This is a genomic window from Stenotrophomonas sp. YJH_SMC_33 (assembly GCF_059372295.1).
The window spans coordinates 80,898-102,121 of the sequence record NZ_JCAFVJ010000009.1; the positions used below are offsets into that span (position 1 = coordinate 80,898).

The 21,224-nt window shown below is 67.6% G+C and carries 20 protein-coding genes; 17 read left to right on the forward strand and 3 right to left on the reverse strand.

What is annotated here, in order from left to right; all coding sequences use genetic code 11:
• Positions 1–35: 35 nt before the first annotated feature.
• Positions 36–2,423 carry a TonB-dependent receptor plug domain-containing protein gene (locus tag AC5P9W_RS14420; RefSeq protein ID WP_206621691.1) on the reverse strand — a complete coding sequence of 796 codons (2,388 nt, stop codon included), beginning with the start codon at positions 2,421–2,423 and terminating at the stop codon, positions 36–38.
• A 334-nt stretch (positions 2,424–2,757) separates the two neighbouring features.
• On the opposite strand from AC5P9W_RS14420, the gene AC5P9W_RS14425 reads away from it, so the two are divergent.
• Positions 2,758–4,623, forward strand: a complete 1,866-nt coding sequence (locus tag AC5P9W_RS14425) for an ATP-binding cassette domain-containing protein (RefSeq protein ID WP_197575572.1) — start codon at positions 2,758–2,760, stop codon at positions 4,621–4,623.
• Between the two features lie 78 nt (positions 4,624–4,701).
• Here the strand turns inward: AC5P9W_RS14425 and ampR are convergent, their stop codons facing one another.
• Positions 4,702–5,568 (reverse strand): LysR family transcriptional regulator AmpR, encoded by an 867-nt coding sequence (ampR, locus tag AC5P9W_RS14430; protein WP_207050048.1) that lies wholly within the window; start codon positions 5,566–5,568, stop codon positions 4,702–4,704.
• Positions 5,569–5,742: 174 nt separating this feature from the next.
• Between ampR and blaL2 the strand changes: the two genes are divergently transcribed.
• The 3 genes from blaL2 to AC5P9W_RS14445 all read left to right on the forward strand — a co-directional run bounded on the left by blaL2 (position 5,743) and on the right by AC5P9W_RS14445 (position 8,652).
• A complete protein-coding gene (blaL2, locus tag AC5P9W_RS14435) occupies positions 5,743–6,654 on the forward strand; it encodes a L2 family extended-spectrum class A beta-lactamase (protein WP_207050049.1) in 912 nt (303 codons plus the stop codon).
• An 85-nt stretch (positions 6,655–6,739) separates the two neighbouring features.
• Positions 6,740–7,954 carry a cation:proton antiporter gene (locus AC5P9W_RS14440; RefSeq protein WP_019660140.1) on the forward strand — a complete coding sequence of 405 codons (1,215 nt, stop codon included), beginning with the start codon at positions 6,740–6,742 and terminating at the stop codon, positions 7,952–7,954.
• 53 nt (positions 7,955–8,007) lie between these two features.
• Positions 8,008–8,652: a hypothetical protein gene (locus AC5P9W_RS14445; protein WP_207050051.1), complete on the forward strand. Its 645-nt coding sequence runs from the start codon at positions 8,008–8,010 to the stop codon at positions 8,650–8,652.
• Positions 8,653–8,728: 76 nt separating this feature from the next.
• Here the strand turns inward: AC5P9W_RS14445 and AC5P9W_RS14450 are convergent, their stop codons facing one another.
• Entirely contained in the window at positions 8,729–9,466 is a 738-nt protein-coding gene (locus tag AC5P9W_RS14450; protein WP_111098901.1) for a DUF3011 domain-containing protein, read from the reverse strand.
• A 158-nt stretch (positions 9,467–9,624) separates the two neighbouring features.
• On the opposite strand from AC5P9W_RS14450, the gene aspS reads away from it, so the two are divergent.
• The 13 genes from aspS to tolA all read left to right on the forward strand — a co-directional run bounded on the left by aspS (position 9,625) and on the right by tolA (position 21,209).
• Complete coding sequence (gene aspS / locus AC5P9W_RS14455; protein ID WP_111098900.1) at positions 9,625–11,376, forward strand: aspartate--tRNA ligase; 1,752 nt, start codon at positions 9,625–9,627, stop codon at positions 11,374–11,376.
• Positions 11,377–11,392: 16 nt separating this feature from the next.
• On the forward strand, positions 11,393–11,707 hold the full coding sequence (locus AC5P9W_RS14460) for a DNA primase (RefSeq protein WP_111098899.1): 315 nt from the start codon (positions 11,393–11,395) through the stop codon (positions 11,705–11,707).
• Positions 11,708–11,738: 31 nt separating this feature from the next.
• Complete coding sequence (locus AC5P9W_RS14465; protein ID WP_155029997.1) at positions 11,739–12,260, forward strand: GNAT family N-acetyltransferase; 522 nt, start codon at positions 11,739–11,741, stop codon at positions 12,258–12,260.
• A 75-nt stretch (positions 12,261–12,335) separates the two neighbouring features.
• On the forward strand, positions 12,336–12,968 hold the full coding sequence (locus tag AC5P9W_RS14470) for an esterase/lipase family protein (RefSeq protein WP_019660134.1): 633 nt from the start codon (positions 12,336–12,338) through the stop codon (positions 12,966–12,968).
• A 226-nt stretch (positions 12,969–13,194) separates the two neighbouring features.
• Positions 13,195–13,926 (forward strand): YebC/PmpR family DNA-binding transcriptional regulator, encoded by a 732-nt coding sequence (locus tag AC5P9W_RS14475; RefSeq protein ID WP_456115834.1) that lies wholly within the window; start codon positions 13,195–13,197, stop codon positions 13,924–13,926.
• Positions 13,927–14,031: 105 nt separating this feature from the next.
• Entirely contained in the window at positions 14,032–14,553 is a 522-nt protein-coding gene (gene ruvC / locus AC5P9W_RS14480; protein ID WP_019660132.1) for a crossover junction endodeoxyribonuclease RuvC, read from the forward strand.
• Between the two features lie 13 nt (positions 14,554–14,566).
• A complete protein-coding gene (gene ruvA, locus AC5P9W_RS14485; RefSeq protein ID WP_111098896.1) occupies positions 14,567–15,160 on the forward strand; it encodes a Holliday junction branch migration protein RuvA in 594 nt (197 codons plus the stop codon).
• A 49-nt stretch (positions 15,161–15,209) separates the two neighbouring features.
• The gene (locus AC5P9W_RS14490; protein ID WP_021203145.1) at positions 15,210–17,129 is read left to right on the forward strand and encodes a potassium transporter Kup; all 1,920 of its coding nucleotides are present in this window, start codon (positions 15,210–15,212) and stop codon (positions 17,127–17,129) included.
• A 330-nt stretch (positions 17,130–17,459) separates the two neighbouring features.
• Positions 17,460–18,500, forward strand: a complete 1,041-nt coding sequence (gene ruvB, locus AC5P9W_RS14495) for a Holliday junction branch migration DNA helicase RuvB (RefSeq protein ID WP_019660129.1) — start codon at positions 17,460–17,462, stop codon at positions 18,498–18,500.
• A complete protein-coding gene (gene ybgC / locus AC5P9W_RS14500; RefSeq protein ID WP_495219329.1) occupies positions 18,490–18,921 on the forward strand; it encodes a tol-pal system-associated acyl-CoA thioesterase in 432 nt (143 codons plus the stop codon). The genes ruvB and ybgC overlap by 11 nt, the downstream gene beginning before the upstream one ends.
• 10 nt (positions 18,922–18,931) lie before the next feature.
• A complete protein-coding gene (gene tolQ, locus AC5P9W_RS14505; protein ID WP_005410752.1) occupies positions 18,932–19,711 on the forward strand; it encodes a protein TolQ in 780 nt (259 codons plus the stop codon).
• Positions 19,712–19,735: 24 nt separating this feature from the next.
• On the forward strand, positions 19,736–20,164 hold the full coding sequence (gene tolR, locus AC5P9W_RS14510; protein WP_006438804.1) for a protein TolR: 429 nt from the start codon (positions 19,736–19,738) through the stop codon (positions 20,162–20,164).
• On the forward strand, positions 20,154–21,209 hold the full coding sequence (gene tolA / locus AC5P9W_RS14515) for a cell envelope integrity protein TolA (protein WP_495219330.1): 1,056 nt from the start codon (positions 20,154–20,156) through the stop codon (positions 21,207–21,209). The genes tolR and tolA overlap by 11 nt, the downstream gene beginning before the upstream one ends.
• The last annotated feature ends 15 nt before the right edge of the window (positions 21,210–21,224 follow it).

Sequence of the window (21,224 nt, forward strand, 5' to 3'; positions counted from 1 at the left end):
GCTAGGAGTTGCCGGCCAGCGGCCGGCAGTACCCCTTACCAGGTGTACTTGATCCGCCCGTACACATACGCGCCGTTGAAGCCGAACGGCGAGTAGTTGCTGTACGGCAGCATGCCGAAGGTGGAGTTCTGCAGGTCTTCGGTGCGGTCCGGGTACTTGTCCAGCAGGTTGTCGGCGCCCACGGTCAAGGTCCAGTTGCTGCTCGGCTTGTAGCTGGCCGAGGCATCCACCACCCAGGCATCGCCGTAGGTCTGGTCGCGCAGCGCGGTGGCCGAGTTGCGCACGGTGAACTTGCCGTAGCGGGTTGCGGCCAGGCCCAGTTCCCAGTGATCCGAACGCCAGGTGCCGCTCAGGATCGCCTTGTCGCGCGGGTAGCTGTCCTCGATGCGGCCGATCTCATCACGGCCGATCAGCGACTGGGTCAGGCCCAGCGTGCCAAACACCGCCGGGGTGCCGCCCACGCGGCGCACTTCGGTGTCGTTGTAGCTGTAGGCGGCGGTCAGCTCCAGGCTGCTGGCGCTGAACGGCACCGTATAGCTGGACACGAAGTCGACGCCGCGGGTGCGCGTATCCAGGCCGTTGGTGAAGTACGAGAACGCGGTCACCTGCGGCAGGCCGAGGGTGCCCAGCAGCGCGCTGGTGGCGGCGTTGGTGGTGATGCTGGACGACAGCGCGATGCGGTCATCAATGTCGATCTGGTACGCATCGACGGTGATGTACAGGCGGTCGACCGGCTGCAGCACCAGGCCCAGGCTGTAGGAGGTGGAGGTTTCGGCCTTCAACGGCGAGGCGCCCAGCGCCTGCGCGGCCGGGCTGGTGGTCGGGAAGGTGCCACGCTCGACGAACACGCCATTGAGGAACTGGCTGGTCACCGCCTGGTAGCCCTGCTGCGCCAGCGAGGGCGCGCGGAAACCGCTGGAGGCGGTGGCACGCAGCGCGACCTTGTCGGTGAATGCATAGCGCGCCGACAGCTTGCCGGAGAAGCGGTCGCCGAAGTCCGAGTAGTCCTCGTAGCGGCCGGTGATGCCGGCCGAGAACTTCTCGGTCAGGTCCGCTTCCAGGCCGGCATAGACCGCGTAGTTGTGGCGGTCGGCATGCACTTCATTGGTCGGGGTGAAGCCCGCGAAGCCCTGCGCGCCGCTGCCGGTGTACGAGTTCAGCTCGCCCGGGTTCTGGTCCCACTTTTCCTTGCGGTACTCACCACCGAAGGACAGCGTGACCGGGTAGGCCAGGCCCCAGTCCAGTGACTTGGTCAGGTCGGCATTGAAGATGTCCTGCTGGTACTTCAGCGTGCCGTCGTAGAACGAGCGCGGGCTGGTGGCGCCGAGGCTGTAGTTGATGCTGTTGCGGGTGTGGAAGTCGAGGGTGTTCTCGCCGTGGTTCAGGCTCAGGTCCCAGGTCCAGCCGTTGTCGGTGTTGCCCTTGACCCCGGCCACCAGCGAGCGGTCCTTGGAGTACTGGTTGATCTCCGGCACGTAGCCGTCCGGGTAGGTCTGCGCCAGCAGCGCGCTCTGCCCGCTGTGGTTGCGCGAACGGTAGAACGCGAACGAGGTGATGTCGCGGTTGCTGAGCAGCGCGCTGGCGTAGCCGGTCACGTGGTCGCTGAAGTCGAAGCTGGCGTTGGCCGAGGCGGCGGTGGCATCCACGCGCGGGTCGCCGACGATGAAGGTCTTCTGGCCGATGCTGGGGAAGTTGCCGGTGTTCGGCGTGGTGCCGCGGTACGGGCCGGCGCGGTTGCTCTCGTCCTGCTGGCTGATCTGGCCAGCCACGTGCACGCGACCACGGCCGTTGCCGAACTCGACGCCGGTATCGCCGGAGAGCTGGTACTTGTTGCCGTCACCGGCCGAGTACTGGCCGTAGTCCACGGCCAGGCTGCCGCCACGGCCGCTGCCCTTGAGCACGATGTTGATGACGCCTGCAATGGCGTCCGAGCCGTACTGTGCCGACGCACCGTCGCGCAGCACTTCCACGCGCTCGATGGCGGCGATCGGGATCGCATTGATGTCCACCGCCGACGAGCCACGGCCGATGCTGCCGTTGACGTTGATCATCGCCGAGGTGTGGCGGCGCTTGCCGTTGACCAGCACCAGCACCTGGTCCGGCGACAGGCCGCGCAGCTGCGCCGGGCGCACGCCGCTGGTGCCGTCGGTCAAGGCCGGGCGCGGGAAGTTCAGCGAGGGCAGGGCGCGCGACAGTGCGGTGGCCAGCTCACTGGTGCCGGTGGACTGCAGCACTTCAGGGGTGATGATGTCGATCGGCGACTGCGATTCGGCGACGGTGCGGTCGGCCACGCGGGTGCCGGTGACGATCACGGTGTCCAGGGTATTGGCGGCGGTGCCGGCCTGCTGGGCGGCGGCGACGAACGGAGAGCCACCGAGTGCGACAGCGACGGCGGCGGCGATCAGGCTGGTCTTGCGGGTCATCGGGATGGGCTCCGGTTGGCGGGGGCGGCACCGGAATCGACATCACGGGGGTGAGGCGGACGGCGGTTGTTGCGGTGCGCAATACAGCAATTAACGGGATATTCAGTGCCTGTCAAATGCCGGTCATCGGAAAAAACGTTGCAGCAGCAACCATTTAGCCCGGGCAGGCATCGGCGGGGAGGAGACCCGGGACGCGCGCGGCGAGGACGTGGGAGAGAGGAACGTCGGCCACTGCGCATCCCGGGACGCGTCAAGTATTCGTTAACGCTAGAATTGCGTCGCAGGAACAGTGCTCACCAGCACATTCCATCCGGTTATATGGACCCCTTCCCCGATGATCTCCCTTCGTAATTTCGCCTTGCGCCGCGGCGAGCGGCTGCTGTTGTCCAATGTCGACCTGACCCTGCACGCCGGTTACCGGGTGGGCGTGGTCGGCCGCAACGGTGCTGGCAAATCCAGCCTGTTCGCGGCGGTGAAGGGCGAACTGGAGGCCGACAAGGGTGACGTCGACCTGCCCGGCAAGGTCCGTATCGCCAGCGTGGCCCAGGAAACCCCGTCGCTGCCGGACCCGGCGCTGAGCTTCGTGCTGGGCGGCGATACCGAGGTGGCCGCGGTGCTGGCCGAAGAGGCCGAGGCGACCGCCCGCGAAGACTGGGAGGCGGTGGCCAACGCACACACGAAGATGGCCGAGATGGGCGCCTACGACGCCGAAGCGCGCGCCGGCAAGCTGTTGCACGGCCTTGGTTTCCCGGCCGAGACCCACCACCGCGCGGTGTCCTCGTTCTCCGGTGGCTGGCGCGTGCGCCTGAACCTGGCCCGCGCGCTGATGATGCCCAGCGACCTGCTGCTGCTCGACGAACCGACCAACCACCTCGATCTGGACGCGGTGTACTGGCTGGAACAGTGGCTGCTGAAGTACCCGGGCACCCTGCTGCTGATCTCGCATGACCGCGAGTTCCTCGACAACGTGGCCACCCACACCCTGCACCTGCACGGCGGCGGCGCCAAGCTCTACCCGGGCGGCTACACCGATTTCGAACGCCAGCGCGCCGAACAGCTGCGCCAGCAGCAGATCGCGCACGAGAAGGAGCAGGCCGAGCGTGCCCACCTGCAGAGTTTCATCGACCGCTTCAAGGCGCAGGCCAGCAAGGCCGCGCAGGCGCAGAGCCGCATGAAGCGCCTGGCCAAGCTGGCCGGCACCGAAGCGGTGCGCGCCGAGCGTGAGTTCCGTATCGAGTTCGCGCCGCCGGCCAAGCTGCCGTTCTCGCTGATCCGCCTGAACCACGTCGAGGCCGGCTACGGCAAGGACGCGGTGATCCTGCACAACGTCGGCTTCGGCCTGGAAGCGGGCCAGCGCATCGGCCTGCTCGGCCCCAACGGCGCCGGCAAGACCACCCTGGTGAAGACCCTGGTGGGTGAACTGGCGCCGATCGTCGGTGAGCGCATGGCGCACCCGGACCTGAAGATCGGCTACTTCGCCCAGCACACGGTGGAGTCGCTGCACGAAGGCCAGTCGCCGATGGAGCACTTCCGCGAGATTGCGCCGGATGCGCCGAACCAGTCGTTCCGCGATTTCCTTGGCAAGTGGAATTTCCCCGGCGACCGTGCGTTCGAGCCGGTCGATGGTTTCTCCGGTGGCGAGCGCGCGCGCCTGGCGCTGGCGCTGATCGCCTGGCAGCAGCCGAACGTGCTGCTGCTGGACGAACCGACCAACCACCTTGACCTGGAAATGCGCGAAGCGCTGGCCGAAGCGCTGGCCACCTTCGAAGGCGCGATCGTGATGGTCTCGCATGACCGCCACCTGATCGGCCTGGTCTGCGATACCTACTGGCGCGTGGCCGATGGCGTGGTCGAGCCGTTCGACGGTGACCTGGATGCATACGCCGCGTGGCTGCGCACCCGTCCGCAGGCGCAGGGCACGAAGGCCCGCATGGAGCAGGTGGAAGAGCCGGTGGTGGTCAAGACCGCCCCGGTGGCACAGGTGGTGCAGAAAAAGCCCGTGAACCCGCACAAGCTGGCCGCCGCCGAGGCCAAGGTGGCCGAGCTGGAAGGTGTGCTGGCCGAGCTGGACCGCCAACTCGCCGACCCGGCCAACTATGCCGATGCCAGCCGCATGGCGGTGATCGGCCGTGACCGCGAAACCGCTGCCGCGCAGCTGGAAAAGGCCGAAGCGGCCTGGATGGAACTGCTCGAGTCCTGACCGGTAGTGCCGGCCGCTGGCCGGCAGCGCGATGCGCCCACAACGATCAAGGGATTGCCGGCCAGCGGCCGGCACTGCCTACGCGCCCTGCGCCTGCAGCCACTCGCGGAAGCGCTTGGCCGGCTCGCGCTCGGCGCGCGAGCGTAGCCGCGTCAGCCAGTATCGGCCCAGCTCCAGCGTGGTGCCGAACGGCTGCAGCAGGCGGCCTTCGGCCAGTTCCTGCTCGAACATGCGCAGCGGCAGCAAGGCCACGCCGGCACCGCCGGCGGCGGCCATCGCCACCGTCAGCGAGGAATCGAACACCGGCCCACGTGCTTCCACGCCGCTGACGCCGGCCGCCTGCAGCCAGCGCGGCCATTCGTCGCTGCGATAGGAACGCAGCAACGGCAGCGTGGCCAGGTCGCGCGGCTGCTTCAGCCGCCGCGCCAATGCCGGGGCGCACAGCGGCGCGAAGGGCGCATTGAGGATCGCCGTGCAGGCCTGGCCCTGCCAGTCGCCATCACCGAAGCGGATGGCCAGATCCAGCCCCTCGCCGGCCAGGTCGATGCGGTTGTTGTGGGTCTGCAGGCGCAGCTCGATGTCCGGATGCGCGGCCTCGAATGCGGTCAGCCGTGGCAGCAGCCAGCCGGTGGCGAAGGTACCGACCACGCCCAGCGTCAGCACTTCACGGGCCGGCCCGCCGGTGTAGCGCGCGATGCTGGCCGAGATGCGTTCGAACGATTCGTTGAGCACCGGATACAGCGCTGCGCCTTCATCGGTCAGCGCCACGCCGCGCGGCAGGCGATGGAACAGGCGGATGCCGAGCCGGTCTTCCAGGCCCCGGATCTGGTGGCTCAGCGCCGCCTGGCTGACACACAGCTCCAGCGCGGCACGGGTGAAGTTCTGATGGCGGGCGGCGGCCTCGAACGCGCGCAGCGCATTCAGCGGCAGGGTCGGGTGCAACATCGCGCAGTCGTGAGCTGGAGTGATGGCTGATCCTACCCTGTCGATGGAGTTGTTCGTAACAGCAGTGGGTCGAATGCGACAGGCATGAATAATGTTCATGTCTCTCGCTGATATTTCGCGCTGGTCGCCCATCGTGCTGGCCTGAATAATCGAGGGGTTGCCAGGAGATTCCGTATGCTCGCCCGTCGCCGATTCCTGCAGTTCAGTGGTGCCGCCGCCGCTTCTTCGCTTGCCCTGCCGTTGCTGGCGCGTGCGGCAGGCAAGGCCAGCGCACGCGCACCGACCGAGGCTGCCATTACCACCGCCAACGATTTCGCAGCGCTGGAGATGGCCTGCGCCGGCCGCTTGGGCGTGACCCTGCTCGATACCGCCAGCGGTCGCCGCATCGGTCATCGCCAGGACGAGCGCTTCCCGATGTGCAGCACCTTCAAGAGCATGCTGGCGGCTACCGTGCTCAGCCAGGCCGAGCGCACGCCGGCATTGCTGGACACCCGCGTGCCGGTGCGCGAGGCCGATCTGCTCTCGCACGCACCGGTTACCCGCCGCCATGCAGGCAAGGACATGACGGTGCGCGATCTGTGCCGTGCCACGATCATCACCAGCGACAACACCGCCGCCAACCTGCTGTTCGGCGTGGTCGGTGGCCCGCCCGCAGTGACCGCGTTCCTGCGCGCCAGTGGCGATACGGTGAGCCGCAGTGACCGCCTGGAGCCGGAGCTGAACAGCTTCGCCGAAGGCGACCCGCGCGACACCACCACCCCGGCTGCGATGGCGGGTTCGCTGCAGCGTGTGGTGCTGGGGAAAGTGCTGCAGCCGGCATCGCGGCAGCAGCTGGCCGACTGGCTGATCGATAACGAGACCGGTGACGCCTGCCTGCGCGCGGGACTGGGCAAGCGCTGGCGGGTGGGCGACAAGACCGGCAGCAATGGCGAGGACGTGCGCAACGATATTGCCGTGTTGTGGCCGCGGGCAGGCGGCGCACCGTGGGTGCTGACCGCCTATCTGCAGGCCAGTGCGATCAGCAACGAGCAGCGCGCCCAGGTGCTGGCCCAGGTGGGCCGGATCGCTGATCGACTGATTGGGTGAGGTAACCGGGGTCATTCAAACGTCGCTTGCCGGATCGGTTCGGCGCGCGCATCCTGCGCGCGTTCGAACCCCACGGAAGACCCCGATGAGCCATGAGTTGATCTACCTGCTGCTGATCTTCGCGCTGCTGGTAATCCCGCGCGCGCTGCAGCGCTTCAGCCTGCCCGCACCACTGACCTGCCTGCTGTTCGGCATCATCGGCATGCTCTGGCTGGGGGATCAGGCACATGATGCGGTGATCGGACTGCTGGCCACCCTGGGCATTTCCTCGCTGTTTCTGTTCGCCGGCTTGGAAGTGGATCTGCAGGCGCTGCGCCGGGGCATGTGGCCGCTGCTGGCACATCTGGTCATCCGTACCGGCACGCTGTTCGGGGTGGGCTGGCTGGCTTGGCGCTATGCGGGGCTGCCGTGGCAGGCCGCTGGCCTGTTGGCGTTGGCGCTGCTGACGCCGTCCACGGGCTTCATCATGGATTCGCTGTCGCGGCTGGGCCTGAGCGAGGACGAGCGGTTCTGGGTGACCAGCAAGGCCATCGCCGGCGAACTGCTGGCGCTGGCGGCGTTGTTCATCGTGCTGCAGGCCGGCGATCCGGGGCATATGGCGCTGTCCAGCCTGGCGCTGCTGGCGATGATGGTCGGCCTGCCGTTGCTGTTCATCGCGCTGGGTCGCTGGGTGGCACCGCATGCGCCCGGCTCGGAATTCTCGCTGCTGGTGATGGTCGGCATGGTGGCGGCCTACATCACCTACCTGCTGGGCGTGTACTACCTGGTTGGCGCGTTCATCGCCGGCCTGGTCGCGCGCCTGCTGCACCAGCGCATGCCGTTGCTGGCCTCGCACGAGAACCTGCATGCGCTGCGCCTGTTCGCCTCGTTCTTCGTGCCGTTCTACTTCTTCAACGCCGGCACCAAAGTTCCCAGCGAAGCGCTCAGCTTCGAGGCGCTGGGGCTGGGCATCGTGATCACCCTGGTGGTGCTGCCGCTGCGCATCGGCGTGGTCTGGCTGCAGCGCCGGGTGATGTTCGGCGAGAGCTTCCGCAGCAGCCTGCGGGTCTCGCTGGCGCTGGCACCGACGCTGATCTTCACCCTGGTGCTGGCGGCGATCATGCGCGAGCGCTTCCAGATCCCGGCGGTGCTGTTCGGTGCGCTGTTGCTGTACGCGGCGCTGACTACGCTGCTGCCTTCGCTGGTGTTCCGTACCCCGTTTGACGTTGATCCGGTGGAGCAGGAGCCGGCCGGTCAGGGCGAGGCCGCACCGGTGGCGGCGACCGAAGCACTGCCGACAGCACCGTCTGCCGAGCGCTGAGCGGGACTGGCGCGCGGTTTGCGCCCATCGTCCATGGCCGTTAGGGTTGGGGCATGAGATCGATTGCCGTTGCCACTACCGCCGCCCTCCTGCTCAGCCTCGCTGCGTGCACGCAGCGCTCCGATACGGTCGCCCATGATCTGGCGACCGCACCGGCCGACGCCTTCATGGCCGCCATCGCTGCACATTGCGGCCAGGCCTACGCCGGCAAGGTGGTGGAGGACTCGCCGGCACCGACCGGCAAGGATCCGTTCGCCGGGCAGCGCCTGGTCATGCATGTGCGTGGCTGCGCCGACCCGGCGCATGAGCTGCGCATCCCGTTCCACGTGGGTGATGACCACTCGCGGACCTGGGTGCTGACCCGTACGCCGAACGGGCTGCGGCTGAAGCACGACCACCGCCACGAAGATGGCAGCCCCGACGCGATCACCCTCTACGGTGGCGACAGCACGCCACCGGGCACCGCCGAGCGCCAGCAGTTCCCGGCCGATACGGAGTCGGTGGCGATGTTCCGCCGCGCCGACATGCTGGCGTCGACCCACAACACGTGGGCGATGGAGATCGATCCCGACCAGACCTTCGTCTACGAACTGACGCGCCCGGACGGCCGCCGCTTCCGCGTGCAGTTCGACCTGAGCAAGCCGGTCGACCTGCCACCGCCGCCTTGGGGTGATGAGGCCGCGCAGCCAGCCCGGTAGCGCCGGGCCGTGCCCGGCGGGTTTTCTGCAGTTGACCGCGCCACTGCGCTCGCCGGGCATGGCCCGGCGCTACCCCTCACCGCGTGCCGAAGCGCGCCCGGCAGCCGTTGCTCACCCACACCTGGCCACGCGAGTAACCCCAGCTGCGGCCTTCCTGGCAGGCGCTGCCCGACAACTGCTGCTGCAGCACCGGCCGGCCCTGGCGCTCATCCCAGTCGCAGGTCTGCGAGCGGTTGTTGTTGCTGCTGCAGGTGACGGAATAGTTGCTGTTGCCGCCGCCCCAGCCGCCGCCGCCCCAGCCGCGGGCCTCGGCGAATTCGGCACGGCAGCCGTTGCTGACCCACACCGCGCCATTGCGCACGCCCCAGGTACGACCTTCGTCGCAAGGGCTGCCGGACAGCTGGCGGACCAGGCGGGCATTGCGCCAGCCGACCGGGCAGCTGCGCTCGCGGTTGTTCTGACTCTCGCAGCGGATGGTCTCGCCGGGCCGGCCGTTGTTGCCGCCCCAGCCGCCCCCGTTGCCGCCGCCCCAGCCGCCACGGGCCTCGACGAACTCCGCGCGGCAGCCGTTGCTGACCCAGATGCTGCCGTTACGGCTGCCCCAGGTGCGGCCTTCGTCGCAGGCGCTGCCGGACAGCTGGCGGACCAGCTGCGCATTGCGCCAACCGGTGTTGCAGACCCGTTCGCGGTTGTTCTGGCTTTCGCAGCGGACCACGCCGCTCTGCGCATGCGCGGAAGGGGTGGGCAGGGCCAGGGTGCCCAGCGCACCCAGGCTGAGGGTTACGGCCAGGCTGGCCAGGGACAGCGGTTTCATGGCGGCATCCCATACGGTGGTAGGTGCCCGACTATAGGGAGGGAGGCGATCAAGCCGGTGTGACTGGCCGGATTTGCCCCGGCCGGGGCCTCGGCCGCAGAATACGAGGCTTTCCGGCCCCCATCCGGTGCCGGCGTTCTCCAGCGGAGCTTCCCCCCATGCGTACCCACTTCTGCGGCCTGGTCGATGAGACCCTGATTGGCCAGACTGTCACCCTCGCCGGCTGGACCGACGTGGCCCGTAACCAGGGCGGCGTCTGCTTCATCGATCTCCGCGATCATGAAGGCATCGTGCAGGTGACCGTGGAAGTCGACAACGCCGACGTGTTCGCCGTGGCCGCGTCGCTGGGCTATGAGGATGTGCTGCAGGTGGAAGGCGTGGTGCGTGCACGCCACGCGGTGAACGACAAGATGCGCACCGGCAAGGTGGAAGTGATCGCCACCGCCATCACCGTGCTGAACAAGGCCGCGCCGCTGCCGTTCCACGCGCACGAGAACCCGGGCGAGGAAACCCGCCTGAAGTACCGCTACCTGGACCTGCGCCGTCCGGAAATGCAGCGCATGCAGCGCACCCGCATCAAGCTGGTGCAGGCCCTGCGCCGCCACCTGGACGAGAAGGGCTTCCAGGACATCGAGACCCCGATCCTGACCAAGGCCACCCCGGAAGGCGCGCGCGACTTCCTGGTGCCGGCGCGCATGCACCCGGGCGAGTTCTATGCCCTGCCGCAGAGCCCGCAGCTGTTCAAGCAGATCCTGATGGTGGCCGGCTTCGACCGTTACTACCAGATCGCGCGCTGCTTCCGCGATGAAGCACTGCGTGCCGACCGCCAGCTGGAGTTCACCCAGCTGGACATGGAATTCGCCTTCGTGCGCGAGCGCGACGTGCAGGACTTCGTCGAAGACATGATCCGCGCCATCTTCAAGGAAGTGGTCGACGTCCAGCTGGACGCCAGCTTCCCGCGCATGACCTGGGCCGAGGCGATGCGTCGCTACGGTTCGGACAAGCCGGACCTGCGCATCGCGCTGGAGCTGGTCGACGTGGCTGAACTGGTCAAGGACAGCGAGTTCGCAGTGTTCACCGGCCCGGCCAACGATGCCGAAGGCCGCGTCGCCGCGCTGCGGATCCCGGGCGGCGCAGCGCTGAGCCGCAAGCAGATCGACGAGTACGCCGCGCACGCCGCCAAGTACGGCGCCAAGGGCCTGGCCTACATCAAGATCGCCGACAACGGCGAAATCAGCTCGCCGATCCAGAAGTTCTTCAGCGAGGCCTCCTTCGCTGCGCTGGTGGCCCATGTTGGCGCCGGCAACGGCGACATCGTGTTCTTCGGTGCCGGTGGCTACAACAAGGTCTCCGACTTCATGGGCGCGCTGCGCCTGAAGGCCGGCAAGGACTTCGGCCTGGTCGCCGACGGCTGGGCGCCGCTGTGGGTCACCGACTTCCCGATGTTCGAATGGGACGAGGAAGAACAGCGTTACGTCGCCCTGCATCACCCCTTCACCGCACCGGCCGTGGACGACATCGCCGACCTGCGCGCCAACGCCCGTACCGCCGTTTCGCGCGGCTACGACATGGTGCTCAACGGCAATGAGATCGGCGGTGGTTCGATCCGTATCCACCGTCCGGACATGCAGAGCGCGGTGTTCGAGCTGCTCGGCATCGGTGCCGAAGAGGCCCGCGCCAAGTTCGGCTTCCTGCTCGACGCGCTGAACTACGGCGCGCCGCCGCACGGTGGCATCGCCTTCGGCATCGACCGCATCGCCGCGCTGATGGCCGGCACCGAATCGATCCGCGACGTCATCCCGTTCCCGAAGACTACCGGTGCACAGGATCTGATGACCGACGCGCCGTCGCCGATCGTCGACGCGCAGCTGGCCGAAGTGCACATCCAGGTTCGCCCCAAGACCAACTGATCAGGAGATCCAGGCAATGACCGAGTTTGCGTTTTCGCTGGAGTGGGAAAAGCTGGGCAATGAAGGCTCCGAGGCCAACCTGGTCACCGAGCGTGCACGGGTGTTCGGTGGTTGGCTGGTCCGCGTCGGAACCAACCCGGCGGCGATGGCCCTGACCTTCGTCGCCGACGGCGAAGGCCGTTGGGACGGTGAAGACTTCGGCGTCGAGGATTACGAGGACGACGAAGAGGAAGAGTACGACGAGGACGAGGAAGGCGAGGAAGAAGAGGACGAAGAGGAGTACGAGGAAGAGGACGGGGAAGAAGAAGCGGAGTCGCCTGAAAAGGCTTGACCCCTGCTTCGCCCTGGCGTCAACTTCCTTCATGTATTCGATCCGCCGCGCCACTGTGGACGACGCGCCGACCCTGTCGGCGCTGGCCGCCCGCACGTTCACTGAAACCTTCGGCCATCTGTACCCGCCGCAGGACCTGCAGGCCTTCCTGGAGGAGGCCTACGCGGTCGAGCGCCAGCGCGTGATCCTGGCCCACCCCGATTACGCGGTGTGGCTGCTGGAACTGGATGGGGAGGCGGTCGGCCATGCCGCCGCCGGCCCCTGCGGCCTGCCGCACCCGGACGTGAAGGCCGGTGACGGCGAACTCAAGCGCCTGTACCTGATCAAGACGCAGCAGAGCTGCGGCTGGGGCAGCCGCCTGCTGGAAACCGCGCTGGCCTGGCTGGAACACGAGGGCCCGCGCACCCTGTGGTTGGGCGTGTGGTCGGAGAACTTCGGCGCACAGCGCTTCTACGCCCGCTACGGTTTCGAGAAGGCCGGCGAATACCTGTTCCCGGTGGGCGACACGAACGATCTCGAATTCATCCTGCGCCGCGCACCGCGCGCGGCCTGATGTTCACTGCCGCTTGCTGCGCGCGCGTGTTCAATCACCGTACGTTCCTGCCCCGCTGACCGCCAGGCTGTTTGCATGACTCCCCCCGTATTGCTGCTGCATGGCATCTGGAATGCCCGCGCCTGGGTCGGGCCGCTGGCTTGGCGCCTGCGCGCGCGCGGCTTCCAGGTGCACGCGTTTGGTTATTCCTCGGTGTTCGGTGGCCCGGACGTGGCCGTACCGCAGCTGCTGGAGCGGCTCGCCGACGCCGGCCCGCTGAGTTTGGTCGGCCACAGCCTGGGCGGGCTGCTGGCGCTGGAAGCGCTGCGGCGCAATCCGCAGCTGCCGGTGCAGCGCGTGGTCTGCCTGGGTTCGCCGCTGCGCGGCAGTGGTACCGCACGCTCGTTGTCCGAGCACGGCTGGGGCCTGGCGCTGGGCCGCAGCAGCGAGCTGCTGCTCGATGGCCTGCCGGACTGGCAGGGCCGGGCGGAGGTTGGCCTGATCGCCGGCTCGGTACCGCATGGGCTGGGCAGCCTGCTGGGTGCCATCGACGATGCCTCCGACGGCACCGTGGCACTGGCCGAGACCCGCCTGCCGGGGCTGGCCGACCATTGCGTGGTGCGCACCAGCCACAGCGGCCTGGTGGTATCGCCCGACGCCGCGCGGCAGACCGCGCATTTCCTGCGCCATGGCCGTTTCGACCACAGCCGCGACGCCGCCGCCGCGTAAGTTGGTGGGAGCGAACGGCCTGCCAGGGTGGGTGCGAACCGTTGGTTCGCACGCTCTTCGCCGGGCATGGCCCGGCGCTACCGGGAAAAGCACCACCAGATCGCCAGCGGTAGCGCCGGGCCATGCCCGGCGAGCGCAGCGGCATCCATCGGGCCTAGACACGGTTGCAGCGCCCGATCAGGTAGAATCCGCGCCTTGATCCTGAAGCAGCCAGACGGTAGCACCCATGGGTAGAGGCCCCTCCATCGAAGCCCGCAAGAACGCGTCCGACGCGAAGCGCGGCAAGATTTTCACCAAGATCATCCGCGAGATCGGCGTCGCCGCGCGCGGCGGTGGAGGCGACCCCAACAACAACCCGCGCCTGCGCGTGGCGGTGGACAAGGGCCTGGCCGTGAACATGTCCAAGGACGTGATCGAGCGCGCCATCAAGAAGGCCACCGGTGAACTGGAAGGCGTCGATTACGAGGAAGTCCGCTACGAGGGCTACGCCCCCGGTGGCGTGGCCGTGATCGTCGACTGCCTGACCGACAACCGCGTGCGCACCGTGGCCGATGTCCGCCATGCGTTCAGCAAGTGCGGCGGCAACATGGGCACCGAAGGCTCGGTGGCCTTCATGTTCAAGCGCCTGGGCGTGCTCAGCTTCGCCCCGGGCGCCGACGAGGAGGCCATCACCGAAGCCGCCATCGAGGCCGGCGCCGATGACATCGTGGTCTATCCGGACGACGGCTCGATCGACGTGGTCACCAGCTCTGACGCCTTCAACGCGGTCAAGGACGCGATGACCGCCGCCGGCCATGTCGCCGATCACGCGGAAATCACGTTCCGCGCGGACAACGACATCAAGGTCGAGGGCGAGGTCGCCCTGCAGGTCAAGAAGCTGCTGGACATGCTGGAAGATCTGGACGACGTGCAGGACGTGTACTCCAACGCCGAACTGGGCGCCGACGCCTACGCCTGAGCCGTCCTCGACGGCCTGGGCGCGGGCCGTTGAACGGTCACCGCGGACAGTCATGAGCCCATACGCCTGCCAGCGCACCCCGTTCCACCCTGCCAGGAGCGCAGCATGACCCGCATCCTCGGCATCGACCCCGGTTCACAGCGGACCGGGGTCGGCATCATCGATGTCGACGCCGCCGGGCGCGTCACCTACGTGCACCACCAGCCGCTGGTGCTGCTGGGCGCGGACGATTTCCCGCAGCGCATGAAGCTGCTGGTGCTCGGCCTGGCCGACCTGTGCCGCGAGTTCCAGCCGCAGGAAGTGGCCATCGAACGCGTGTTCATGGCCCGCAACCCCGATTCGGCGCTGAAGCTGGGCCAGGCCCGGGGCGCGGCGATTTCCGCCGTTGTGCTGCGTGACCTGCCGGTGCATGAATATGCCGCCAGCGAGATCAAGCTGGCGGTGGTCGGTCGTGGTGGTGCCGAAAAGCAACAGGTTCAACACATGGTCGGGCTCATGCTCAACCTGAAAACCAAGCTGCAGGCCGACGCGGCCGACGCGTTGGCGGTGGCGATCACCCATGCCCACGTAAGGGCAACGGCCAACCGCCTGGGGCTCAGTGCCCGCCAGGCGTGGGGCCGCAAATGAGGAGCTGCACGCAATGATCGGTCGACTGCGCGGCATCGTCGCCTACAAGGCGCCGCCGTGGCTGGTGCTGGACGTGAACGGAGTGGGCTACGAGCTGGAGGCGCCGATGAGCACCTTCTATGACCTGCCCGAACTCGGCCGCGAGGTCACCCTGTACACCCATTACGCGCAGAAGGAAGACAGCGTCTCGCTGTACGGCTTCCTGCGCGAGGGCGAACGGCGGCTGTTCCGCGACGTGCAGAAGGTCAGTGGCATCGGCGCGAAGATCGCGCTGGCCGTGCTGTCCGGGGTCACCGTCGAGGAATTCGCGCGCATGGTCCAGGCCGGTGACATCACCGCGCTGACCCGCATTCCGGGCATCGGCAAGAAGACCGCCGAGCGAATGGTGCTGGAACTGCGCGACCGCGCCGCCCAGTTCGGTGCCGGCGGCGCGCTGCCCACCGGCAGCGGCCCGGCCGCGGCCGACCCGCTTTCCGATGCCACCGTGGCGCTGCAGCAGCTGGGCTACAAGCCTGCTGAAGCGGCCCGCATGGCCCGCGACGCCTTCACTGAAGGCGATGAAGTGGCCACCGTGATCCGCAAGGCGCTGCAGTCCGCGCTGCGCTGAGTCGGCTTCCTTTCTCTCAACGAACCGCCTGAGCCTCGCCAGGAGTCCCATGTCCAGCAGTCAAACCCCGCACGCAGCTGCCCCCGGCGGCCACGGTCACGCTCCTCCCGCCGGAGGCCTGGCGCTGATCATCGGTGCGATCGGCGTGGTCTTCGGTGATATCGGTACCAGCCCGCTGTACACCCTGAAGGAGGCGTTCTCGCCGCACTACGGGCTCAACAGCGACCACGACACGGTACTGGGCGTGCTCTCGCTGGCGTTCTGGGCACTGAACATCGTGGTCACGCTGAAGTACGTGACCATCATCATGCGCGCCGACAATGACGGCGAGGGCGGCATCATGGCGCTGATGGCGCTGACCCAGCGCACGCTGCGCAACGGGTCGCGCTCGGCCTACGTGGTGGGCATCCTTGGCATCTTCGGCGCCTCGCTGTTCTTCGGCGACGGCGTGATCACCCCGGCGATCTCGGTGCTTGGCGCGGTCGAAGGCCTGGAGGTGGCCGCGCCCGGCCTGCATGCCTTCATCGTGCCGATCACGGTGGTGGTGCTGCTGATGGTGTTCGCGGCGCAGCGCTTCGGCACCGAGAAGATCGGCAAGGCGTTCGGCCCGATCACGTCGGTCTGGTTCATTTCGCTGGCGGCGATCGGCATCTACAACATCGTGGATGCGCCGGAAGTGCTGAAAGCCTTCAACCCGTGGTGGGCGATCCGCTTCTTCATGGAGCACAGCTGGCACGGCATCTTCATCCTCGGTGCGGTGGTACTGGCGGTGACCGGCGGCGAAGCGCTGTACGCCGACATGGGCCACTTCGGTGCCAAGCCGATCCGCCATGCCTGGTACTTCTTCGTGCTGCCGTGCCTGGTGCTGAACTACCTGGGGCAGGGCGCACTGGTGCTCAACCATCCCGAGGCGCTGAAGAACCCGTTCTTTGAGGCAGTGCCGTCGTGGGCGCTGTACCCGATGATCATCCTGGCCACCATGGCGGCGGTGATTGCCTCGCAGTCGGTCATCACCGGTGCGTTCTCGGTCTCGCGTCAGGCGATGCAGCTGGGCTACATCCCGCGCATGCGCATCAAGCACACCTCGCACGACACCATCGGCCAGATCTACATCCCGGGCATCAACTGGGGCATCGCGGTGATGGTGATCGGCCTGGTGCTGGCCTTCCGCAGCTCGTCCAACCTGGCGGTGGCCTACGGCATCTCGGTGTCGGCCACCATGCTGATCGATACCCTGCTGCTGGCCCTGGTGGCCCGCTCGTTGTGGCCGAAGGCACGCGCCTGGCTGCTGCCCCTGTGCGTGGTGTTCTTCATCATCGACCTCGGCTTTGTCATCGCCAACGGCGCCAAGCTGCTGCAGGGCGCCTGGTTCCCGGTAGTGCTGGGCATCTTCCTGTTCACCATGATGCGTACCTGGCGCCGGGGCCGCGAGCTGCTGCGCGATGAGATCCGCAAGGACGGCATCCGCCTGGATACCTTCCTGCCGGGCCTGATGCTGGCGCCGCCGGTACGCGTGCCGGGCACCGCCGTGTTCCTCACTGCGGATCCGACCGTGGCCCCGCACGCACTGATGCACAACCTCAAGCACAACAAAGTGCTGCACGAACGCAACGTGTTCCTGCATGTGGAAACCCTGCCGATCCCGTATGCGATGGAAGGGCAGCGGCTGAAGATCGAATCGGTGGGCGACGAGTTCTACCGGGTCTATGTGCGCTTCGGCTTCATGGAGACCCCGGACGTCCCACTGGCGCTGATGCGCTCGTGCGACCACGGCGGCATCTACTTCGACCCGATGGACACCACCTTCTTCGCCAGCCGCGAGACCATCGTGGCCACCGCCAACCGCGGCATGCCGATCTGGCGCGACAAGCTGTTCGCGCTGATGCACCGGAATGCCGCGCCGGCGACCGGCTTCTTCCGGATTCCGGGTAACCGGCTGGTGGAACTCGGCGCGCAGGTGGAGATTTAATCTCCACCGTCGATTCCTCCAGAGATCCGTCCACGCATGGCGTGGATCTACCGTGCCGACCAACGGTCGGCCCCCACCAAAGCAGAACGCCGTTCCGACAGACCGCAGGAAACTGTCGAAGGCGGGGTGGGTCCGGTTGCGGGGGCGTGAGCGCCATGGATGGCGCGACCGAGCCTACATGGACGTATTTACGGCGTCCCCCGCAACCGGACCCACCCCGCCATCCCCCAGGAAGCCCGCTTCGGCTGTTGCTCTGGATGTTGCCGTTGCCTCTGCGGGTGCCGGGCGCAGCCCGGCCGAATCACCCCGCTTTTGCCGCATAATCAGCACATGACCGACGACCGCATCATCGGCGCCGGCGCCACCCGCGAGGATGACGCCGCCGACGCCAGCATCCGCCCCAAGCGCCTGGCCGACTATCTCGGCCAGGCCCCGGTGCGCGAGCAGATGGAGATCTACATCGAAGCGGCCAAGGGGCGCGGCGACGCGCTCGACCACGTGCTGATCTTCGGGCCGCCCGGCCTGGGCAAGACCACGCTCAGCCACGTCATTGCCAACGAACTGGGCGTGGCCCTGCGCGTGACCTCCGGCCCGGTGATCGAGAAGGCTGGCGACCTGGCTGCGCTGCTGACCAACCTGCAGCCGCACGACGTGCTTTTCATCGACGAGATCCATCGCCTGTCGCCGGTGGTGGAGGAAGTGCTGTACCCGGCGATGGAAGATTTCCAGATCGACATCATGATCGGCGAGGGCCCCGCTGCCCGCTCGATCAAGATCGACCTGCCGCCGTTCACCCTGATCGGTGCCACCACCCGTGCCGGCCTGTTGACCGCACCGCTGCGTGACCGCTTCGGCATCGTCCAGCGGCTGGAGTTCTACAGCGTCGAAGAGCTGACCCGCATCGTGCGCCGTTCGGCGGCGATCCTGGCCATCGACTGCACCGCCGATGGGGCAGGGGAGATCGCGCGCCGCGCGCGTGGCACCCCGCGTATCGCCAACCGCCTGCTGCGCCGCGTGCGCGACTACGCGCAGGTAAAGGCGGGCGGCCACATCGACGAGGCCGTGGCACAGGCTGCGATGCAGATGCTGAAGGTCGACCCGGAGGGCTTTGATGAGCTCGACCGGCGCCTGCTCAGGACCATGGTCGACTACTTCGATGGCGGCCCGGTCGGCATCGAATCGCTGGCCGCGGCCCTGTCCGAGGAGCGTGGCACGCTGGAAGACGTGGTCGAGCCCTACCTGATCCAGCAGGGCTTCCTGGTGCGTACCGCGCGTGGTCGCATGGCCACCCACAAGGCTTACCGGCACATGGGCCTGAAGCCGAAGAACCCGCCGCAGGACCTGTTCGCGGAGGTTCCCGATGTTGGTTGAGCCACTATTCAGTTGGCCGACACGCATTTACTGGGAAGATACCGACGCAGGCGGCGTGGTCTACCACGCCCGCTACGTGGCCTTCATGGAACGGGCCCGGACCGAATGGATGCGTGCGCTCGGCTACGGCCAGGAGCGCATGCGCGCCGAGCATGGGATGGTCTTCGCGGCGCGCTCGATGCAGATGGATTTCATCAGGCCGGCACGGCTGGATGACACCCTGCAGGTGAGCGCCCGTCTGGTCCAGCTGAAGAAGGCCAGCATGGTCTTCGACCAGCAGATCCTGCGCGACGGCGAATTGCTGCTGTCGGCCCAGGTCCGCATCGCCGCACTGGACGCGGCCAGTTTCCGCCCGCGTGGCATGGACGAGGCCGTCCTTGCCGTGCTGCAACCCCACCTCCACCCCGAATCCGAACACTGAGGAACAACGGATGATCGCAACGCTCCTGGCCCTGCAGGCCACGGTCACCGAGGCACTGCCGGCCGACGTCAGCAACGCCGCGACACAGACCCTTGCCCAGGCCACCACCGGCGGCGGCATCAACTACCTCGAACTGATGGCCAAGGCCAGCCTGCCGGTGAAGATCATCGTGCTGCTCCTGCTGGTCGGCTCGTTCGTCAGCTGGGTGATCATTTTCCGCAAGGCACGCGTGTTCAAGCAGGCCACCCGCGAAGCCGACGAGTTCGAGAACCGCTTCTGGTCCGGCGCCGACCTGGGCAAGCTGTACAGCGCCGCCACCGACCGCAGCCGCAGCGTGACCGGCCTGGAAGCCATCTTCGAAGCCGGTTTCCGCGAGTACACCCGCCTGCGCGACAAGCGCCGCCTGGACGGCCGTGCGCAGCTGGAAGGCGCGCAGCGTGCCATGCGTACCACCTACACCCGCGAAGTGGACCAGCTTGAGCGCAACCTGGAACTGCTGGCCAATATCGGCTCGACCGCCCCGTACGTGGGCCTGGTCGGTACCGTGTTCGGCATCATGGTGACCATGCACGACATGATCAGCAGCGGTGCGCAGGCCGGTATCGCCGCCGTCGCGCCGGGCATCTCCGAAGCGCTGTTCGCCACCGCCATCGGCCTGTTCGTGGCGATCCCGGCAGTGTGGGCCTACAACCGCTTCACCACCCGCGTAGAGCGCATGTCGGTGCGGTTCGAGACCTTTGCCGAAGAGTTCAGCTCCATCCTGCAGCGCCAGAGCGCTGGCGACGAGTAAGCGCCTGACCCGGGAGTCCAAGCCATGTCCGCTGCCATCGGCCGCCGAAAGCGCCGCAAGCTGAAATCGGAAATCAACGTCGTCCCCTACATCGACGTCATGCTGGTGCTGCTGATCATCTTCATGGTCACCGCGCCGCTGCTCACCCTGAGCTTCGACGTCGACCTGCCGCAATCCAACGCCAAGGCGCTGGAAAGCAAGCAGGACCCGGTGATCGTCTCGGTGCGCCAGGACGGCCAGCTCAGCCTGAAGCTGCCCGACGCCAAGGAACCGGCCGCCGTGTCGGCCGAGGAACTGGAAGGCCGCCTGGCCGGCATTGCCGCCCAGGACAAGGGCGTGCGCGTGATCGTCGCCGCCGACCGTGCCGTGGCCTATGAGAAGGTCATCGCCGCGATGGATGTGATCAAGCGCGCCAAGGTAGACAAGGTAGGCCTGGCCACCGATGCACGCTGACGCCCTGCCACCTTCGCATCAGCGCGAACCCGGCTGGGGCCTGCCCCTGGCACTGGCACTGCTGGTGCACCTGCTGGTCGCGCTGGTCTTCATCGTGGCCTGGTTCTGGTCACCCGAGCGCAACACCGATGCCGCCGCCGGTGACCCTTCGGTGGAGGCCAGCCTGGCGCTGTCCGCGTCTGAGGCGTCCGCCGCGCGCCAGGCCCTGCGCCAGTCGGAAAAGCTGGAAGACCTGCCGCCGCCGGTGGCCGAGCCGGTTCCGGTGCCGGAAGACACCATTCCGCCGCCACAGCCGATTCCCGAGCCGCGCCCACAGGACGCCCCCACGCCGCAGCAGCAACAGGCACAGGAGCGTGTCGCGCAGCCGGATACCAAGGACCAGGAAGCGGTGAGTGCGCTGGCCATCTCGCAGGAGAAGGCCAGGCAGGAACAGGAAGCCAAGCGCCGCCAGGAGCAGATCGACCTGACCGAACGCAAGCGCCAGGAAGAAGCGGAGCAGAAGCTGCGCCTGGCCAAGCAGCAGGAAGCGGACGAGAAGAAGAAGCAGGCCGAGCAGGAGCGCGTCGCGGCTGACAAGGCCGAGGCCGAGAAGCAGAAGAAGATCGCCGAGATCCGTGCCCGCCGCGAGCAGGCCGAGAAGGAAGCCAAGCTGGCCGAGCGGAAGCTGCGCGAGGTCGCCGCCGCGCGCAATGCTGCCGGCAGTGCCGCCGCCGGTTCCAGCGGTGCATCCCAGCCAGCCGCCGGTGGTGGCGGTAACAGCGACGATCTATCGGCCAAGTACGCTGCGGCGATCCAGGCCAAGGTGCTGTCGCAGTGGGTGCGGCCGGACACGGTGCCGTTGGGCCAGCGCTGCCAGATCACCATCACCCAGATTCCGGGTGGCACAGTGATGCAGGCCAAGGTCAGCCCGAACTGCCCGTACGACGAGGCCGGCAAGCGTTCGATCGAGGCCGCCGTGCTCAATGCGCAGCCGTTGCCGTACCGCGGCTTCGAGTCGGTGTTCGCGCGCACGCTCAACTTCACTTTTACCGCCCAGGATCGCTGAGGCGGGCAGGGCAGG

Coding starts and splice junctions, on each gene's coding strand:
- AC5P9W_RS14425 (WP_197575572.1), top strand. CDS start 2,758: ATGATCTCCCTTCGTAATTTCGCCTTGCGCCGCGGCGAGCGGCTGCTG.
- AC5P9W_RS14475 (WP_456115834.1), top strand. CDS start 13,195: ATGGGTAGAGGCCCCTCCATCGAAGCCCGCAAGAACGCGTCCGACGCG.
- ybgC (WP_495219329.1), top strand. CDS start 18,490: ATGTTGGTTGAGCCACTATTCAGTTGGCCGACACGCATTTACTGGGAA.
- aspS (WP_111098900.1), top strand. CDS start 9,625: ATGCGTACCCACTTCTGCGGCCTGGTCGATGAGACCCTGATTGGCCAG.
- blaL2 (WP_207050049.1), top strand. CDS start 5,743: ATGCTCGCCCGTCGCCGATTCCTGCAGTTCAGTGGTGCCGCCGCCGCT.
- AC5P9W_RS14470 (WP_019660134.1), top strand. CDS start 12,336: ATGACTCCCCCCGTATTGCTGCTGCATGGCATCTGGAATGCCCGCGCC.
- ruvB (WP_019660129.1), top strand. CDS start 17,460: ATGACCGACGACCGCATCATCGGCGCCGGCGCCACCCGCGAGGATGAC.
- tolQ (WP_005410752.1), top strand. CDS start 18,932: ATGATCGCAACGCTCCTGGCCCTGCAGGCCACGGTCACCGAGGCACTG.
- AC5P9W_RS14420 (WP_206621691.1), bottom strand. CDS start 2,423: ATGACCCGCAAGACCAGCCTGATCGCCGCCGCCGTCGCTGTCGCACTC.
- AC5P9W_RS14490 (WP_021203145.1), top strand. CDS start 15,210: ATGTCCAGCAGTCAAACCCCGCACGCAGCTGCCCCCGGCGGCCACGGT.
- AC5P9W_RS14465 (WP_155029997.1), top strand. CDS start 11,739: ATGTATTCGATCCGCCGCGCCACTGTGGACGACGCGCCGACCCTGTCG.
- ampR (WP_207050048.1), bottom strand. CDS start 5,568: ATGTTGCACCCGACCCTGCCGCTGAATGCGCTGCGCGCGTTCGAGGCC.
- ruvC (WP_019660132.1), top strand. CDS start 14,032: ATGACCCGCATCCTCGGCATCGACCCCGGTTCACAGCGGACCGGGGTC.
- AC5P9W_RS14440 (WP_019660140.1), top strand. CDS start 6,740: ATGAGCCATGAGTTGATCTACCTGCTGCTGATCTTCGCGCTGCTGGTA.
- AC5P9W_RS14445 (WP_207050051.1), top strand. CDS start 8,008: ATGAGATCGATTGCCGTTGCCACTACCGCCGCCCTCCTGCTCAGCCTC.
- tolR (WP_006438804.1), top strand. CDS start 19,736: ATGTCCGCTGCCATCGGCCGCCGAAAGCGCCGCAAGCTGAAATCGGAA.
- ruvA (WP_111098896.1), top strand. CDS start 14,567: ATGATCGGTCGACTGCGCGGCATCGTCGCCTACAAGGCGCCGCCGTGG.
- AC5P9W_RS14450 (WP_111098901.1), bottom strand. CDS start 9,466: ATGAAACCGCTGTCCCTGGCCAGCCTGGCCGTAACCCTCAGCCTGGGT.
- AC5P9W_RS14460 (WP_111098899.1), top strand. CDS start 11,393: ATGACCGAGTTTGCGTTTTCGCTGGAGTGGGAAAAGCTGGGCAATGAA.
- tolA (WP_495219330.1), top strand. CDS start 20,154: ATGCACGCTGACGCCCTGCCACCTTCGCATCAGCGCGAACCCGGCTGG.